Source organism: Paenibacillus polygoni (assembly GCF_030263935.1).
GTDB classification, from domain to species: domain Bacteria; phylum Bacillota; class Bacilli; order Paenibacillales; family Paenibacillaceae; genus Paenibacillus; species Paenibacillus polygoni.
This window is the reverse complement of record NZ_CP127162.1, coordinates 4,454,113-4,473,099: the sequence shown is the minus strand read 5'-3', so window position 1 is coordinate 4,473,099 and position 18,987 is coordinate 4,454,113. Positions and strand designations below refer to the sequence as shown.

Genomic DNA, 18,987 nt, shown 5'->3' with positions numbered 1-18,987 from the left:
TTTTTATTGGATTTATGAGTAAACAATTTTATAATACCTTTAGTTGAATCCATTTCATTACTTTTACAAAACGACGAATTGCATAAAAAGGAGCGTGAACCTATTTGAATGAAGTTATCTCATGGCTTTGGCTGATATTAGATGCAGCGATTGATTTATTAAGCCAGCCATTTTATTATATTGCCATTATTATCATTGCTCTGTGGTTTCGCAGGCAAGGGATGCTGGAACGAAAATTAATGCATGTGCGTCTTAACGCCTGGCCGTTATTAACGACTCGAACCGTGATTACCGGTGTAATGCTTGGAGTAATCGTCTCTATACTATATGTGTTCCTCGGAATTCAGCTTTCCATTCAAGGCGTTGTACTGATCTGGGTAACTTCTTTCGTACTCATGCTAATTCGTGTGCGTTATTTGAATGCGGTGTATGCGATCAGTATTCTTGGGCTCATCCAGTGGATCTTAGGGTTCTTTGAACAGTGGCAGCCGGGCGGCTTTATGGGGAGTATCATTGGTGAGATTGAGCGGATTAGTGTCCCTTCCCTGCTTGTACTCTGTGCGGTACTTCACCTGATACATGCCATCGTTATTCGCTTGCAGCGGGGACAAGCTGCATCCCCGGTTTATTTTGAGGGGAAACGAGGGAAATTGGTTGGGGGTTATCAATTGCAGTACTTAACTCCCGTTCCACTCATGATGCTGATTCCTGCTGGTTTAGGAACTGGGGCCGATCTTCCTTGGGATCCTGTATTTTTACAAGGATCAGGAGCGTATTTATTATTCGGACTCCCACTGATTATCGGTTTTGGTGAGATAACCAAAACGATGCTTCCAGAGGAGAAGGTTTCCCTAACCTCTAAGCGAATGTCTTTATATGGTGCCATCCTGCTTTTACTGGGACTGTTGTCGATGTGGTGGAGCCCAGCTGCGATTATTGCGGTACTATTCGCATTTCTGGGACACGAAGCACTCAGTTGGATTAGTTCATATGAAGAGGAGAATCGAAGCCCGATCTATGTTCATCCAAAGCAAGGCCTGCAGATTCTCGCCGTTCTTCCGGGAAGTCCAGCAGACGAACTTGGATTTATGCCTGGTGAGGTAATCTACAAAGTGAATGGTCAAATGGTTCATTCAGAGGCAGATTTACATCGTTGTCTTCGGATGAATGCAGCTTTTTGTAAGCTCGAAATACGGAATATTAACGGGGAAAGTAAATTTCTACAGCGTGCTCTTTACGAGGGCGAACATCATCAGCTCGGTGCCTTACTAGCCCCTGATCCAGATACAGGTTCAGCAATTAAGGAGAGTCCTGCGTCAATCTATCAGATATTTGGTATGAAGCTTCAGACACAGCGTAAGGTGAATCCAAACGAAGGATTTGCTGAAGCTTTTCGGCAAGACAGCTAATCGTTAATCTGTCGTCCGTCATCCGTCATAATAAAATAATTTAATAAGTGAAAGACCTCCAAATCTACCGTAAGCAGATTGGAGGTCTTTTTGTTTCATATAACGTGACCTAGTAACTCTTAAAAGGGAATGGCTGTTTCTGACTTATTCTTGAAGCTGCCGTAGTACGGTAATTTCAACCCGGCGGTTCTTTTGTCTGCCTTCTTCCGTGCTGTTGTCCTCGGCAGGGCGAGTATCGGCATAACCTGCATACTGGAAATGATCCGATTCCAGACCTTCCTCGTCCATAAAATAACGTAATACGGACAGGGCTCTTGCACCGGATAATTCCCAGTTGTCTTTATAAGTGGAGCTATTACCAATGGGCATGTTATCCGTATGTCCTTCGATGGAAATATTCATGCCCAAATCTCTGAACAAGCTGGCTAACTGATGTAGTACGGGAGAAGATCCATCCATCAGTTTAGCATTACCGCTGCGGAATAAAAAACGTTCGCTGAGCGTAATTGATATCCCTTGCGGCTTGTCCTCTACAAAGATCATTTCTGTCAGATTGTGATCTTCTATGTATCCCTCAATCTGGCTGAGTAATTGCTGGAGTTCTTTCTCCTGAGCTCGAAAAGCTGCTTCATGAGCCGATTCTATTTTTTCAGATTCAGGGTTTTCGTTATTAGGATCACCGGACTGCACTGCACTGCCGCCTGAATTCTGTTGTCCGGGAGAAGGTTTATCTCCTGTGATCCCTTCATTTCCCTCCAGAATATGGTTTGAATTTTGGAATGTGGTTTGCAGCGAGTTCGTGATATCTTCATATTTATTGGCATCGAGTCTGCTCATTGCATATAACATGATGAAAAAAATAAGTAAAAGAGTGATTAGATCAGCATAGGTAATCATCCAGCGGTCATGGGAAGCGCCGGGGTTACTTGCTCGCGTCTGTCTTGTTCGAATGAGGCGACTATGCCTATTCCGCTGTCTCATGAGCTTTTTCCTTTCTGTTCATTTCCGGAAACTCATGTTTTAGGGCATAGGTTTCGAGTTTCTTCCGAACAAGCAAAGCATTCTCCCCATTCTGAACAGATAGTATGCCTTCTAAAAGCATTTCTAGAGTAGAGGTTTCTTCTTCGCTTTTTGCTCTGATTTTGGATGCAATCGGCAGAAAGATGAGATTGGCACTTGCGACGCCATATAAAGTAGCGATGAAAGCAACAGCAATGGAAGGACCTAGCTCCGTAGGATCGGTGAGGCTTCCAAGAACCTGTACCAATCCCATCACAGTGCCGATGATTCCCATCGTTGGTGCATAGGCACCGGCAGATTCAAAAATTTTGGCGTAATGATCATGCTTCTGTTCTATGGCATCAATTTCGAGCTCCATAATTTGCTGGACCACAGGTTGGTCAGTTCCATCGACGACCATTTGAATTCCATTTTTTAAAAAATCATTAGAATGTTCCATTACTTTATGCTCAAGGGAGAGAACCCCTTCTCTTCGGGCAAGCATCGACATTTCCACAATGTCATCTATCCACTTGCTTGCTTCATGATTAGACTTGCGAAACGCCATACGCAAAGCCGCAGGTATCGTCCGAATACGATACATCGGGTAACTAATTAGAATAGCTGCTATGGTTCCGCCAAATACAATAAGTGCTGCTGTAAATTGAAATAATCCTGTAAGTTGCCCTCCTTCCCATAAAAAACCTCCGATAATGGCGACTGCTCCGGCAATGAGACCGATTAGGGTCGCGATATCCATGAATGATTTCGCCTCCTCGTTCGTTACTTACATTTGCATCCATGATCTGAACCGAGTATAATAAACGGGAACAAATATTCCTATTCAAAGAATATTTCCGATACCAGTTTTCTCGGCAAATATCGACATAAATGTAAGATCTATTTTAGACGATGAGGGTGAGGTTGGGCAATGAGTGATATAGTCATGAGCACGAAGACGTTTCAACTCGAGTCGGAATTTCAGCCCCAGGGAGATCAGCCTGCAGCAATTGAAGAGCTGGTCGCAGGTGTGCGTGCAGGTAAGAGGCACCAGACTTTGCTTGGTGCTACGGGTACGGGTAAGACGTTTACGATTGCTCAGACCATAGCGAAGCTGAATAGACCGACGCTTGTTATTGCACATAACAAGACACTTGCAGCACAGCTGGCAAGTGAGTTTAAAGAGTTTTTTCCTAGTAACTCGGTGGATTACTTTGTAAGTTACTACGATTATTATCAACCAGAAGCGTATATCCCTTCTTCGGATACGTATATCGAGAAGGATTCAAGTATAAATGAAGAAATAGATAAACTACGACACTCGGCTACGAGTTCTTTGTTTGAACGGCGCGATGTCATCATCGTAGCAAGTGTGTCCTGTATATACGGTCTCGGTTCCCCGATGGAGTACTCGAATTTACTATTGTCTCTTCGGGTAGGGATGGAGAAGCCGCGTAATGAGATTCTGGCACGGCTTGTAGATATTCAGTACCAGCGCAATGATATTAATTTTGTTCGCGGTACTTTTCGTGTTCGCGGAGATGTTGTTGAGATTTTCCCTGCTTCCAAAGATGAACATGCCATTCGTGTTGAACTGTTTGGAGATGAGATCGAACGGATTACAGAGATCGACGTGCTTACCGGTGAACTGATTGGTGAACGCGATCATGTCGCGATCTTCCCAGCATCTCACTTTGTTACGCATGAGGATACGATGAAGGTTGCGCTCGTCAATATAGAACGTGAACTGGAAGAACGTCTTGCCGTGCTCAAGGAACAAGGGAAACTTCTCGAAGCACAGCGTCTTGAGCAGCGTACGCGTTATGATATTGAGATGATGAAAGAAGTGGGTTTCTGTTCCGGAATTGAGAACTATTCAGGACCTTTAACTTTCCGGGAAAGAGGAGCGACACCTTATACGCTGCTCGATTATTTTCCTGATGATATGTTAATTGTTGTCGATGAGTCTCATGTAACACTTCCGCAGATTCGTGCCATGTATAATGGTGACCAAGCAAGAAAAACCGTCTTGGTAGAGCACGGGTTCCGGTTACCTTCGGCACTTGACAACAGACCGCTCAAGTTTGAAGAGTTCGAAGAGAAGGCTAAACAGATTATTTATGTATCTGCAACGCCAGGTCCTTATGAACTGGAGCATACTGAAGGCGAAATGATACAGCAGATTATTCGTCCAACAGGACTCCTTGATCCAATTATTGAAGTCAGACCAACCAAAGGTCAGATTGACGATCTCATTAATGAGATTCGCGACCGGGTTGAGAAGGATGAAAGGGTACTTGTTACCACGCTGACGAAGAAGATGGCAGAGGATCTGACTGATTACTTCAAAGAAGTAGGAATTAAGGTTAGATATATGCACTCTGATATCAAGACACTGGAGCGGATGGCTATCCTCAGGGATCTTCGGCTAGGTACATTCCATGTACTTATAGGGATCAACTTGCTGAGAGAGGGTCTTGATTTACCAGAGGTTTCTCTCGTCGCCATTCTTGATGCAGATAAAGAAGGATTCCTGCGTTCGGAGCGTTCACTGATTCAGACGATCGGCCGAGCCGCGCGTAATAGTGAGGGCCGGGTTATTATGTACGGTGATCGAATTACCGACTCTATGGATAAAGCAATCAAAGAAACAGAACGCCGCAGGGTTACACAGATTGCATACAATGAGAAGCATGGAATCACTCCTCAGACGATACGTAAGAAAATACGTGAAGTGATTGAAGCAACGAAAGTTGCTGAATCGAAGAGTGATTACCTGGTTGGCGGCGCAGAGAAAATGTCGAAGCGAGATCGCCAGTCTCTCATTCAGCGTCTAGAAGCAGAAATGAAAGATGCAGCTAAGAATCTACAGTTTGAGCGAGCCGCAGAACTCCGGGATGCGCTGCTCGAATTAAAGGCAGAATAATAATGAAGAGAACGGCCCTAGGGTCGTTCTCTTCTTCGAGAGTACATATAGAGTTTGATCTTTATGTACTCTTCTTTGTTTTCTACTAAAGAAATATCGCTTGAAAATAAAGTTCACAGGCTATACTTGTAGATATACTGTTTAAATAATATAAATGGGACCGACCAGAGGGCAATTGGTCCGTAGCTGGAGGAGCAAGGTGATCCCAGCCACGCCTTTACAAGGACCGAGCCCAGAGGGCAATGGTCCGCTGCTGGAGGAGCAAAGCAATCTCCAGCCACCGTCCTTCAAGGACCGAGCCCACGGGGCAATGGTCCGCCGCTGGAGGAGCGAAGCAATCTCCAGCTACCGTCCCTTACAAGGACCGAGCCCAGAGGGCAATGGTCCGCCGCTGGAGGAGCGAAGCGGTCACCAGCCACCGTCCTTCAAGGACCGAGCCCCAGGGGGCAATGGTCCGCCGCTGGAGGAGCGAAGCAATCACCAGCCACCGTCCTTCAAGGACCGAGCCCAGGGGGCAATGGTCCGCCGCTGGAGAAGCGAAGCCTCCAGCAATCCAGCGCCTGCAAGCATCCCTGATCTATAACACTCCGATGGGAGTGTTATAGATCAGGGGGATGCGCCCCCATTACACCAAAGTAGCACTATAACAACGCCAACCTATTCCAACAGCCAGTTTGGGAGTCCAGAGGGAAGTCCTCTGGGGTCCTCCCTGTCAGGGAGGATTTAGGTGGGTGAAGTACGAAGTTCCCCTAAGGAGATGAGCATGTGGCAAGCGAGAATATTGTAATTAAAGGCGCTAGAGCGCATAACCTGAAAAATATAGATGTCACCATTCCGCGTGACAAGTTTATTGTACTGACCGGACTTAGCGGTTCCGGTAAATCTTCACTTGCTTTTGATACGATCTATGCGGAAGGACAACGCCGATATGTAGAGTCGTTGTCTGCCTATGCCCGTCAATTTCTTGGGCAGATGGAAAAACCGGATCTAGATTCCATTGAGGGTCTATCTCCTGCGATCTCTATCGATCAGAAAACAACGAGCAGAAATCCGCGTTCTACGGTAGGTACCGTAACGGAAATCTATGACTATTTGCGTCTCCTTTTTGCAAGGATTGGTCATCCGCATTGTCCGGAACACGGGATTGAGATTACCTCTCAAACGGTGGAGCAAATGGTTGACCGGATTATGAATTATCCAGAGAGAACCAGACTTCAAATTTTGGCGCCTGTGATTTCGGGACGTAAAGGAGAACACAAGAATATTCTAGCGGACATATCAAAACAAGGTTTTGTTCGTGTAAGAATTGATGGAGAGATGAGAGATCTCTCGGAAACAATTGAGCTGGAGAAAAATAAAAAGCATACCATTGAAGTGGTTGTAGACCGAATTGTTGTAAAAGAAGATGTACAAGCCCGGCTTGCAGATTCAATAGAAACGGCTCTCAAAATTTCTGGCGGCCAATTGCTCGTCGATATTATTGGACAGGAAGAGCTTCGTTTCAGTTCGAATTTTGCCTGCCCGATTTGTGGCTTCAGTATGGAAGAATTGTCTCCGCGGATGTTCTCATTTAACAGTCCATTTGGTGCTTGCCCAGATTGTGATGGACTTGGAGTCAAGATGATTGTTGACCCAGAACTGCTTGTACCTGATCCTAGTAAGACCATTGAAAAAGGAGCTTTTGATGCCTGGGCGGGAGGAACCTCCAATTACTATCCTCAGTTTTTGCGCTCGGTGTGTGAGCATTATAAGATTCCTACGGATGTTCCAGTCAGCGAACTTCCTGCTGATCAGATGAACAAGCTGCTGCATGGAACGAATGGAGAGAAGATTCGCTTCCGTTATGAGAATGATTTTGGTCAGCGAAAAGAGGCATATGTCGCTTTTGAAGGCATTATTCCGAATCTTGAACGCCGGTATCGCGATACAGCCTCCGAAGGGGTTCGGGAGTTTATCGAAGGCTACATGAGTGCAAAGCCCTGCGGAACATGTAAAGGTCATCGGCTCAAGAAAGAGATCTTGGCTGTTACGATTAACGATCACAACATGGCTTACGTTACGGAACTCTCGATTGGAGAGGCAGTGAACTTTTTTAGTTCATTAACGTTGTCAGAGAAAGAACAATCCATTGCTAAGCTCATTCTAAAAGAAATTAACAGCCGTCTCGGCTTCCTTGTCAATGTAGGTCTCGACTACCTGACGATGAGCCGTGCTGCAGGAACTTTGTCCGGCGGAGAAGCGCAGCGGATTCGTCTTGCAACTCAGATTGGTTCAAGTCTCATGGGCGTATTATACATTCTTGATGAGCCGAGTATTGGTCTGCATCAAAGAGATAACGATCGCCTCATTTCTACACTCGCTCATATGCGTGACCTTGGTAATACGCTCATCGTGGTAGAACATGATGAGGACACCATGATGGCAGCCGACCATATCATTGATATTGGCCCAGGTGCCGGGATTCATGGTGGACAAGTCATGTCTCAAGGAACGCCGCAAGAAATTATGGAGGATCCTAACTCCCTGACAGGCAGTTATTTGAGTGGACGTAAGTTCATTCCAGTTCCAGCAGAGAGACGCAAAGGCGATAATCGTTTTCTAGAGATTCGCGGTGCAAAGGAGAATAACCTGAAGAACATTAATGTAAAAATTCCACTTGGTGTGTTTACAGCAGTTACAGGGGTATCCGGCTCTGGTAAGTCTACGCTCGTTAATGAAATTTTGTATAAGACACTAGCGCGTGATCTGAACCGGGCTAAAGTACGTCCAGGCCAACACAAAGAGATTCGCGGACTTGAGCATATTGATAAAGTTATCGATATTGACCAGTCACCGATTGGGCGCACACCGCGTTCAAACCCTGCAACCTACACTGGTGTATTTGATGATATCCGTGATTTGTTCTCCCAGACGAATGAAGCGAAACTTCGCGGATATAAAAAAGGCCGGTTCAGCTTTAACATAAAAGGTGGACGCTGTGAGGCTTGCCGCGGAGACGGGATTATTAAGATTGAAATGCACTTCTTGCCAGATGTCTACGTTCCATGTGAAGTATGTAAAGGGAAACGATATAACCGCGAGACGCTGGAAGTAAAATATAAATCGAAGAACATCTCTGAAGTACTTGAAATGACAGTAGAAGATGCAACCGAATTTTTCCAAAACATTCCGAAAATTCACCGGAAGATGCAAACCCTTATGGATGTAGGTCTTGGTTATGTTAAGCTGGGTCAACCAGCAACCACCTTATCTGGAGGAGAGGCGCAGCGCGTGAAGCTCGCTTCTGAACTGTATCGACGCAGTACAGGAAAAACAATGTACATTTTGGATGAACCCACCACAGGTCTTCATGTTGATGATATTGATCGCTTGCTAAAAGTGTTACAACGTCTTGTGGATTCTGGTGAGTCGGTACTTGTGATCGAACATAATCTGGATGTAATTAAGACGGTTGACCACATTATTGATCTGGGTCCTGAAGGAGGAAGCGGTGGAGGAACACTGCTAGGTACAGGAACTCCAGAAGAGATTGTGAATGTCAAAGGATCGTACACAGGGAAATACCTCAAACCGGTTCTTGAACGGGATACAGAGCGCAGTAAAAAGCTTGAGCTTCATCACACGTAAATCATAGTAACCAGCAGGAAAGACATTCGTCTTTTCTGCTTTTTTATGCATTTAGAAGACAGGGAGAGGGTAGAGAAAACGGTAAACTGGATTATTTTGAATTATTTGGATGAAAAGGCTTGCGTAACCTGAATTATGAAGATAACATATAAGAAGGTGTAAACGCTTGTACGGTGTACGATAATCGACCTAAGGAGGTGCATTTATGCTGTTAGCAGAAGCTGCAAGTGCAACTACGAAATTTAATGGTTTTGATATTTTTGTCATCTTGTTTACCATCATTATATCTATTGGCTTGGTTCGTTTGGTAAAAGCACCTAAGAAAAACCTATTTGCCATTGGATTTACGATCGTCAGCCTGCTTGTCTTTTTGATTACAGATTATGCGATGATTAAGAATTGGCTCAGTTGAATCAATTTCATAGTACCTTTAGTTGCTTTTGGCTCAGTTAATTGAATTAAGCCTTATTATTTCAAGAACACTTTCCGTTGAATTATAAGGAAGGTGTTTTTTATTCCCGTATTTCAAGTAAGACGCGATAATTCAGTAGTTTCATAGATATGAGATTAACTATTCACCATACATACCTAATTAGAGATTAGATAGAGAACGAAGTGAAGAGGATAGAGAGGAACAGGTGAAAAAAATGAAATCTATATACAGATCAGCTGGCATGGCTGCAGCTGCATGCCTAGTGGCGTCCACCTTTGTATTTGCATCTGACGTAAATGCGGCGAGCACATCATTCGATGCGAAGCAAGAAGGCGGCCAAATTTATATTAATTCAAAACAGGTTCTCGCCAAAATAGGCGGTACTGGCAAATACGACAGCAAAACGGGGAAGTACATATATACTGCGAAAGATCAGGTGCCAGATGTCATCGATACCGTATCTCCTTCCGTTGTAGGAATTATAGGTCGTGCTGAAGGCGGGGAAGAATTAGGAGGATCGGATCGATATAACCTAGCCCATGGCACAGGTGTGGTTATTAAATCCAGCGGATGGATTGTAACGAATGCGCACGTGATCGATGGGCTCACCGAAGCTGTAGTTGTTACGTCTGATGGCAAGTCTTATAAGATTGTAAAAAGCTACAGTGATCCTGTTAGTGACATCGCTATTATAAAAATCAATGCAAAATCACTGAAAGCAGCCAAATTTATAAGTTCCACAGAGCAGACTCGTGTAGGAGAAACGGTGATTGCAATTGGAACACCGGTCTCTTTTTCATTGCGAAATTCGGCTACGGTTGGGGTAGTGAGCGGGTTAAACCGTGCAGTCAATGGTTCATACCGGCTTATTCAAAGCGACACGGCCATTAATCCAGGAAACAGCGGCGGTCCGCTCGTGAATCTAAAAGGTGAAGTGGTCGGCATTAATTCCATGAAATTTGCAGCTTTGGGCGTAGAAAATACAGGTTTCTCTATACCAGCAGAAACCGTTAATTATGTAATTAAACATTATTTCACGTATGGAGAGGTGAAACGCGCCAGTTTGGGAGTAGAACTCGAAGAAAGCTGGTCTGCTATCGTGGGCCTCCCGACAGAAGATCCGCTCACGATTACAAGTGTCCTCACCAAGGAAGCGAAGAAAGCAGGAATTAAAGATGGGGATGAACTCTACAGTATTGCTGGAAAACGTGTTACTTCGGTGATCGACATTAACGAACTGCTCAAAAGTTATCTACCCGGACAAAAAGTGAAGCTTCTCATGCAGTCGGGCGGAGATATTGTGTCAAGGCAGGTCGTTCTTACCCAAGGCGAAACGGAAGTATATTCCGAGGAAGAGGAATCTGATTTTTAACCGAAGAATGGGGAGAAGATAGATTGAATAATTCAAGATCGGCACAGATCGTGGCTGCTTTTTTGCTTACAGGGATGCTTGCTTTTGGCGGAGCTGTTCCCATGCTTGCTGAAGCTAATCATACGGAAGAGCTTAGAGTAAAAGTAGGTAGCACGGTTGCGGCTATCAATGGAGAGAAACAGAGCATTAACAAACCGTATATTCAAAAAGGAACGTTGATGGTGCCGCTGGGCGTTTTTAAAAAGACGTTTAACAGTCAAATTAAGCTGAGCGGTACGGATGTCGTTAAGATAATGGATGGACCACATACCGTCGCGTTAACTATTGGCAGTTCTACAGCCTGGATCGATGGTAAGAAGGTAGAGATGAATGCTGTTCCGGAAATGAAACAAGGGGTACTGATGGTGCCGCTGCGTCCTGTTGCACAAGGTCTTGGAGCGAGTATTCAGAAGAACCCGAGCGGTGAGCTTGTAGTTCGTCTCAAAGGGAATGATAATGAAGATGCCGATCACGAACAATCCGAAGATGGGATTGACGCTGATGTAGGGAAAACGAAAATAGGAAACAGTTACTATGGATGGTCTATGAATTACCCAACAGGACTTGTTGTCGGCAGTTCTTACGATGAAAGTGAAGATTATATCAACTTTATGGATGCCGAAGGTGCCTATTATTTTGAAATTCTTGTGAATGCAGAAGAAGTGAAGCTTGATGCAGATGATATGCTGCAGCAGCTGGTTCAGGAAGCCAAAAGCATGGGCGAGACAGTAATGGACCGGGAAGCTTATCCAAACGCACCTACGCCTTATGCCCGCATTGTTGCAAAGGATACAGAGGGGGTATTCTGGGAAGTTAGACAATACTATGATAACGGGCGCTTATATGAAATATATTTTTCAGATAACGAAGCAAGCAACTATAAAGATCTCCAAAAATATGCCCCTTTACTAAACTCATTCAAAACATCATTTAACACGTCAGATCATTCGATAAAAGATTTATCGACAGTAGAAGACGGGATGACAACAGCCTATAACCAAGATTATGGTATCGGGCTCACGGTGCCTGCGGAGTGGAGTAAAGATAATCAGAACATGGTGTATGAGAGTAAAAAGGGAACCCATCTTTCTTTGCAAGTCACTTCTGCCCCCAAGGGTGCTTCGGTCAAAGATTGGAGCGACCAGCTGGCAAAATGGATGAAAGATGTATTTGTTACTGATGCTTACCGTGAGATTGATTCCTATACAGCGAAAGTGGCAGAGAAGGATGCACAGATTAACAAGTTTGAGTATAACTTCGGAGATGGATGGACAACAGAATATAACGTGCTGATTCAGGAAAAAGGGTATCGATATTATCTAGAATACGCGGTCCCGAAAAAAGCAGAAGAAGAGATGGAACGGTTTGATTCCATCTTGAAGTCTCTCGAGATTGATTTTGAGACTGTCACCGAGAATTTTGGACGTTTGGGCGAAGATCCTTATTTAATCGATAAAACGAAGTCCGTAACACGCTCATCTAAAAAATATGGATACTCACTGGACATTCCACGCTTTTGGACACCGCTTCAAGATCAATATGAGAAATCTAAAATATCTTATCAGTTCACGGGTGGATATTTTTCTATTCAGACAAACGAAGAGATTTCTGTGGAACTGGCTGTAAGTCAGATGAAGGAATCCTATATAGAGGCAGGGAAAAGCCGAAAGGATTTTAGGTTGGTAGGAACTGAAAGCATCACCTTTGCAGGACAACCCGCCACATCCTTTACTTATCATGAGATAGAGAATGGAATTCCGCATCAAGGGAAACAAATTCTGTTCGAACATAAAGGAGTTACGTATACCATAACAAGCGTCATGAATGATGCCAATCGTACAGAGGTTCAAAAGAATGCACTGGATCATGCACTGAAATCATTCTCTTTTAATGAATAAAGAAAAGTTGTTTTATAAATTGGGCAGTAGGCGGAGCAATCTGTTTACTGCTCTTTTTATGTGCACCATGTGAGACTTTACATGTTATTTTATTTATCGGTTTTTTCAGGAAGTGGTAGAGGAAAGAGAGTGGATTTGATACACTATTATAGTTGTTTCATAGATTGGCTACACTGATCGTATGGAGTAAGGACGAATACAAGGTTTCGGTTTTATATTGCAACCCGTGATTTATACGGGTTTAGGAGGATATATGGATATTAAAGCATTAAGAAGAGAAGATGTGGAGCTGCTTGCTCCTGCCGGTGATTGGGATTGTATGCGTTCCGCTGTTGCGAATGGTGCGGATGCGATATTTTTTGGTGTTGAGAAATTTAATGCCCGGGCAAGAGCGAATAACTTCCGTATGGAAGAGCTGCCTGAAATTATGGCGTATTTGCACAGCTACGGCGTAAAAGGATTTTTGACATTTAATATATTGGTATTTGAGAACGAGCTTCGTGATGCGAAGGAACTTGTGGACGCTTGTGTAGATGCAGGGGTAGATGCGGTTATCGTTCAGGATCTCGGTCTTGTAAAATTGATTCGCGAGATTTCTCCGGACTTCCCGATTCACGGGTCAACGCAGATGACCATTACTTCGCCTGAAGCGGTTGAATTCACGAAACCTTTTGATATAGAACGTGTCGTACTTGGACGGGAAAATAATTTGAAGCAAATTCAGAAAATTGGGGAGCAAGCACGTTTGCCGATGGAAGTATTTGTGCATGGTGCGCTCTGTGTCTCCTACTCAGGTCAATGTTTGACTTCTGAGATGTGGGGCGGACGTTCCGCCAACCGTGGAGAATGTGCGCAGGCTTGCCGTCTTCCTTATGATCTGATGGTAGATGGAGAGCAAAAACCGATGGGCGACGTAGCTTATCTGCTATCTCCTAAGGATCTTGCTGCGATTGATATTATGCCTGAACTGATTGAAGCAGGAGTAACTTCTTTCAAAATCGAAGGACGACTCAAGACGCCTGAATATGTGGCAAACGTAGTGAGCAAATATCGTAAAGCGATTGATGGATATTTTGACGGGATTAAGAATCCCGTAAGTAAAGAAGAAATTCGTGAACTACAGCAAAGTTTCTCTCGTGGATTTACCCATGGTTTCTTAGAAGGAACGAACAATAAGAAATTGGTTGACGGTACCTTCCCGAAAAGCCGCGGTGTATATCTAGGGCGTGTAGAGAAGATTTTGCGTGATGGTGTTGTATGTAAGATTGAAGCTCCGCTGAAACGAGGAGACGGAATTGTATTTGATGCGGGGGATCCAACACAACGTGAAGAAGGCGGACGTGTATACGATATCCGTAGACAAGGTGTGAAAATTGAAGGCGAAGCGGGCGAAGGATGGATTATTGATATCGTACCTGGCCGCAGTGATGTAGATTTGCGTCGTTTGCATGAAGGAGATCGGATCTGGAAAACCAACGATCCAGCGCTCGACAAGCGTCTGCGTCAAAGCTATGAGACGGAAAAACCTTACCGGGTCTTCCCTGTACATGTCAGTGTTGTCGGCCGTCCAGGCGGTTTGCTTGAGACGACTTGGACTGATGTGCAAAAAGGGACAACCGTTCACGTAAACTCCGAACTGGAACTAGAGATTGCTAAGAAGCGTCCGATGAACCGTGAATTGCTCGAAGAGCAATTTGGACGTCTTGGCGGTACCGTGTACCAACTGGAGAAACTTGATGTAGAGCTTCAAGGGGACGTTATCGTACCTATGCGTGAGCTGAACAGTATTCGCCGCCGTGCGGTGGATATGCTCGTTGGCGAACGTCCGAAACCTCCTGTTTACGTGAAACGGGAAGTGGAAGTATACGGCGATGCGGCTACTCCTGCAGCACCTGTAAAACGCGGCGAGGCTGAACTTACCGCACTCTGCCGCAGTCTTCCACAAGTGGAAGCAGCGATTGAAGCAGGAGTGGGCATGATTTATGCCGATTTCGAGTTCATTAAGCAGTTCCCTGCGGCAGTTGAGATGGTTCACGCAGCAGGCAAAAAAATTGCACTTGCTACACCGCGTATTCATATGCCAGGCGAGAATGGGTACCATAACAATATCCTGCGTCTGAAGCCTGATGCTGTGCTGGTTCGTAACACAGGTGCGCTATACTTCTACCTGCGTCACCGGATGGAGAATCCAGATGCAGAGCATCCGGAACTGATTGGTGATTTCTCTTTGAACATTGCCAACCACAAAGCAGTCGAGCTATTTGTAGAGTCAGGATGCGATTATGTTACACCATCTTATGACCTGAATATTCAGCAAATGGTCGATCTACTTGAACGTTCGCAGACAGATAAAATGGAAGTCGTTATTCATCAGCATTTGCCAATGTTCCACACGGAACATTGTGTATATTGCACGTTCCTTAGTGAAGGAACAGACTATACCAACTGCGGTCGTCCTTGTGAAGATCACAGCGTGTCATTGCAAGACCGTATCGGTATGTCCCATCCGGTTCGTGTTGATGAAGGCTGCCGTAACACGGTGTACAATGCAATCGAACAGTCGGGTGCTGAATACCTGACCAACTTCATGGACCTAGGCGTATCCCGCTACCGTGTCGAGTTCCTGGAAGAAACTCCAGAGCAAGTACATGAAGTTATTGATCTGTATAACCGTGCTTTGCGCGGAGAGATCAGTGGTACACAGGTATGGAAGACACTTAAAGCAACAAATCAGCTGGGTGTAACTCGCGGTCAGCTCGTGAAATAAATAAGTTATCTCTAATAAACAGAGGTGAGGACTCTCATGTAAGTGAGGAGAAGTCTCCGTCTGCTACAGAAACTAAAAAAGGACGATCTATAGTCATTTACTGACTGAGATCGTCCTTTTTGATGATATAAGGATAAAATTATTTTCCTTAGAAATTGACATTAGCCAATTGATCCACTTGTTGTTTTGCTTCGGGCTGAACAGCAATGAGTTGATTCATTATCTCTTCGTCTGTCTGCCCTGCTTTTTGTAAGGAAGCGAGATACCATCTAGCAACTTCTTGATTGGTTGGGTCGCTCATATCTTCTTTGAGTCCTTGTTTCAGTGTTGATGCAGCTTCAGCAGGCTGATTCTGCATAAATTCAATTTTACCTGCACTTAGGGCGATGGAAGGCGTGATTTCAAATGCTCTACCTTGTAACTGTCCTTCAGGCAATGTTTTTAAATGTTCAATTCCTTGTTTCACATGTTCGTATGCATCTAGCCCTGCTTTGAAATACTTTTCCTTTTTCTCATTATCTTGATTCCCGAGTGCCTGATATCCAAAATCGTGAGCTTGGCTAATCAGTGTTTCATACCAGGTGATATCCCAGTTGAAATTTTTGGCTTTTTCGTTTTGAATGGCAAAAGCTTTCTCATTTTCTCCATTAGCCTGATAAAGGGAAATCTGTTGCTTCAACATATTTTTGTTATAAGGCTCTGCAGCAATTCCGCGTTCCAGCCAAGCTATGCCCTCATTGTAAAATTGTTCGTCTTGAGTTTGAATATAGACTTGCTGATAAATTTCGGCCATAAGTTGCAATGAATCAGGATGTGTTTTACGTATAGATAAATCTTTATCCAAAGCTGATTTAATTTCTTCGAAAGATTGGCTGTTTTGTGCAACTTGTTGTGCTTCTAATGCAGCATAGCTAGACTGCAAGTAACGTACCGAGGTAAACATTACGATGATAGACAAGACCCCTACAACACCAAGGTACATATACCGCGATCCACCACCTGTAAAACGGAGTTTTTTCACCGGTTTATTATCCATAACCGTAGCCATTCCGCCTAAACCTAGGAATACGAGGATTCCCATAAATACATAACTCATATTAAAGTCCAAAATACTGTGAGTAAGAATAGAGAAAGTAATAATGAAATATAGGAAATGTGACTCTCTATTCTCTTCCGAGGACCGGATATATCCTTTGACATACTTATAAATAATGAAAATCATAAAGCTCATAAAAATGATGAAACCTATAATACCGACTTCCACAAGATATTGCATGAAAAAGTTATGAGCCTGACGGCTCGTGTATGGGTTATTCTGATATGTTTCATACAGCGTAGCCCAAGCTCCCCCGCCCGCACCAATGATCGGATAATCACCGAGTAGTTTCATCGCATCTTTATAAAAAGTAAAACGTTCAAGCACACTATGCTGGTTAAAGTTAATGTTCTCAAGTCTAATCTGAATACTTTGCGGCAAAATACTCTTCATTCCAGTTCCTAAAAGTAAACCTCCAACAACTCCTGCAATTACAGAAGAACCTACCGGAATCCATAAATTTGAATATTTTCGGTTTGCCCAGTACTGCACACCATTCGTCAGGCGAGGTGCCAGATACTTTTGGATAACCCACGCAAGGACCGCTGTAATAATAGATGCAACTAAAAGGCGCATCCAACCGTCTAAAGCAACGGAGGTAGAATATTCTTCGTGTAGCTTCAGACCCGCTGTCGTAATTGGATTAAGTACGGCAATCGTAGCCCCTCCAGCTATAAGACAATATATAATCCATAAAATTTGTTTTGCTGGTTTTAAGAAGAGCAAAAGTACTACAAAAACAACTGGCAACAAGACAAGTCCTGTTCTCGATAACGTAAGTAGTAACGAGATAATAATGGACACAAGCATGAAGCTGTGAGTTAACTGGCCAATCCATTTCTTTGATTTCACCAAACTAAAGATGGATGCAAATAGCAGAGCCATAAGGAAAGCTGCATATGTATTTGCGTATTGAAATACCGATGTAAGCCGCGGTCCGTTGGAATCGACCATAACAGCATCTACATATATTCCATTCTGGACAGCACCCGTAAACCATCCGACTAAATTTGCGGCTAAATGGGATGCACCCAGCCAGTTCATTAGACCAAATCCGACAATAACATACGAAATCCCCAAAATTGCCAAATGTATGATATGATTAATTTGTTTGTTTTGGAGAATAACCACTGCAATGGCAAAAATCACCGTATAAATGCACTGGATAAGTATCATATTCATTGCTAGATATTCGGATGCTGCTGAGATAAGAGAAAGTACATAAGTCAGAGGTAACAGTAAGACAGCTACAAGAAGCCAATCTCTCTGCGTTTCTAGCTTAATCACTTTGTAATAGTTTGCGATCCATAGGAACATGAGCAGGGTGGAGATAAGGACAGCCCAATAGAGAGGCTTTTCGAAATTCAACATCTGACCGTTAAACAAAGCAATCTGGAACGGTGCCCAGATCAGGAACAAAACAAGGCCTCCAACAAGGAGCCATTCAAGCATAGATCGTTGATTCTTCGGCTTAATACTACCTTTTGTTTTAGTAGTATTGCCGTATACTGGATTTGACAAGGTAGAATTCTCCTTTTCTAGTAGATACGACATTATTTTAGCATAATACTTATGATGGAACTACTTTCTAATATAAACATAAAGAGGGATAAGGATTATATGAACTTAAAAGTATATATTACTGATTTAATTATAGAAAGAAGGATGCTATGGGAGCTCTCTAAAAAGGACTTGAGGTTAAGATACTTAGGGTCGAGCTTAGGAGTGTTTTGGGCGATTATAAATCCTATACTGCTTATCTTAATATATTGGTTTGTTTTCCAGGTGGGGTTAAGATCATTCCCTGTGGGGGATATTCCTTATATTCTTTGGCTATTAGCAGGGATTACACCCTGGTTCTTTTTTTCCGAAAGCTTATCTGCAGCAACCTATTCTATTGAACAGAATAGTTTTTTAGTAAAAAAAATAGTTTTTAAAACTCACTTATTACCTATAGTTAAAATCATGTCATCTTTATTTATTCACTGCCTGTTTGTAATGTTGACATTTCTTGTTTTTGCGGTATATGGGGTAGGTATTGATATGTATCTATTGCAGATTTTCTACTATTCCTTTGCTTTAATCCTATTTACTATAGGTCTATCTTGGATTACTTCAGCTCTTCATGTATTTCTTAAAGACGTGGGTCAAGTTGTTTCAGTCATACTTCAATTTGGATTCTGGTTAACACCTATTTTTTGGTCATTCAATATGGTACCTCAAAAGTTCGAATTTTTATTTAAACTAAATCCTGTTTTCTATATTGTAGAAGGATATAGAGACACTTTTATTAATAAAATATGGTTCTGGGAACATTATAATACTACTTTATTTTTTTGGGTTGTAACTTTTCTTTTGATGATCATTGGATCTAAATTATTTAAAAAAGTCAGTCCACATTTCGCAGATGTTTTATAAGGA

Annotated in this window: 11 protein-coding genes; 8 read left to right on the top strand and 3 right to left on the bottom strand. The window is 43.3% G+C overall.

From position 1 onward, the window contains the following. Positions 1–104 precede the first annotated feature (104 nt). Positions 105–1,409: a PDZ domain-containing protein gene (locus tag QPK24_RS21490; protein ID WP_285744559.1), complete on the top strand. Its 1,305-nt coding sequence runs from the start codon at positions 105–107 to the stop codon at positions 1,407–1,409. A gap of 144 nt (positions 1,410–1,553) precedes the next feature. Here QPK24_RS21490 and QPK24_RS21485 read toward each other — a convergent pair whose 3' ends face one another. Then, a complete protein-coding gene (locus tag QPK24_RS21485) occupies positions 1,554–2,390 on the bottom strand; it encodes a flagellar motor protein MotB (RefSeq protein WP_407082935.1) in 837 nt (278 codons plus the stop codon). Next, the gene (locus QPK24_RS21480) at positions 2,374–3,168 is read right to left on the bottom strand and encodes a flagellar motor protein (RefSeq protein WP_285744556.1); all 795 of its coding nucleotides are present in this window, start codon (positions 3,166–3,168) and stop codon (positions 2,374–2,376) included. The genes QPK24_RS21485 and QPK24_RS21480 overlap by 17 nt, the downstream gene beginning before the upstream one ends. A gap of 171 nt (positions 3,169–3,339) precedes the next feature. Between QPK24_RS21480 and uvrB the strand changes: the two genes are divergently transcribed. The 6 genes from uvrB (at position 3,340) to QPK24_RS21450 (ending at position 15,470) form a co-directional block, all read left to right on the top strand. Further along, the gene (gene uvrB, locus QPK24_RS21475; RefSeq protein ID WP_285744554.1) at positions 3,340–5,334 is read left to right on the top strand and encodes an excinuclease ABC subunit UvrB; all 1,995 of its coding nucleotides are present in this window, start codon (positions 3,340–3,342) and stop codon (positions 5,332–5,334) included. Between the two features lie 765 nt (positions 5,335–6,099). Beyond that, the gene (uvrA, locus tag QPK24_RS21470) at positions 6,100–8,961 is read left to right on the top strand and encodes an excinuclease ABC subunit UvrA (RefSeq protein WP_285744552.1); all 2,862 of its coding nucleotides are present in this window, start codon (positions 6,100–6,102) and stop codon (positions 8,959–8,961) included. A gap of 205 nt (positions 8,962–9,166) precedes the next feature. Next, on the top strand, positions 9,167–9,373 hold the full coding sequence (locus QPK24_RS21465; protein ID WP_160032778.1) for a hypothetical protein: 207 nt from the start codon (positions 9,167–9,169) through the stop codon (positions 9,371–9,373). Between the two features lie 235 nt (positions 9,374–9,608). Next, the gene (locus QPK24_RS21460; protein ID WP_407083040.1) at positions 9,609–10,766 is read left to right on the top strand and encodes a S1C family serine protease; all 1,158 of its coding nucleotides are present in this window, start codon (positions 9,609–9,611) and stop codon (positions 10,764–10,766) included. 23 nt (positions 10,767–10,789) lie between these two features. Beyond that, positions 10,790–12,703, top strand: coding sequence for a stalk domain-containing protein (locus QPK24_RS21455; RefSeq protein ID WP_285744548.1), 1,914 nt, complete (start codon positions 10,790–10,792; stop codon positions 12,701–12,703). A gap of 253 nt (positions 12,704–12,956) precedes the next feature. Beyond that, on the top strand, positions 12,957–15,470 hold the full coding sequence (locus tag QPK24_RS21450; protein WP_285744546.1) for a U32 family peptidase: 2,514 nt from the start codon (positions 12,957–12,959) through the stop codon (positions 15,468–15,470). Positions 15,471–15,618: 148 nt separating this feature from the next. Here QPK24_RS21450 and QPK24_RS21445 read toward each other — a convergent pair whose 3' ends face one another. Next, on the bottom strand, positions 15,619–18,087 hold the full coding sequence (locus QPK24_RS21445; RefSeq protein ID WP_285744544.1) for an O-antigen ligase family protein: 2,469 nt from the start codon (positions 18,085–18,087) through the stop codon (positions 15,619–15,621). Positions 18,088–18,186: 99 nt separating this feature from the next. Between QPK24_RS21445 and QPK24_RS21440 the strand changes: the two genes are divergently transcribed. Beyond that, a complete protein-coding gene (locus QPK24_RS21440; protein ID WP_285744542.1) occupies positions 18,187–18,984 on the top strand; it encodes an ABC transporter permease in 798 nt (265 codons plus the stop codon). Positions 18,985–18,987: the final 3 nt, after the last annotated feature.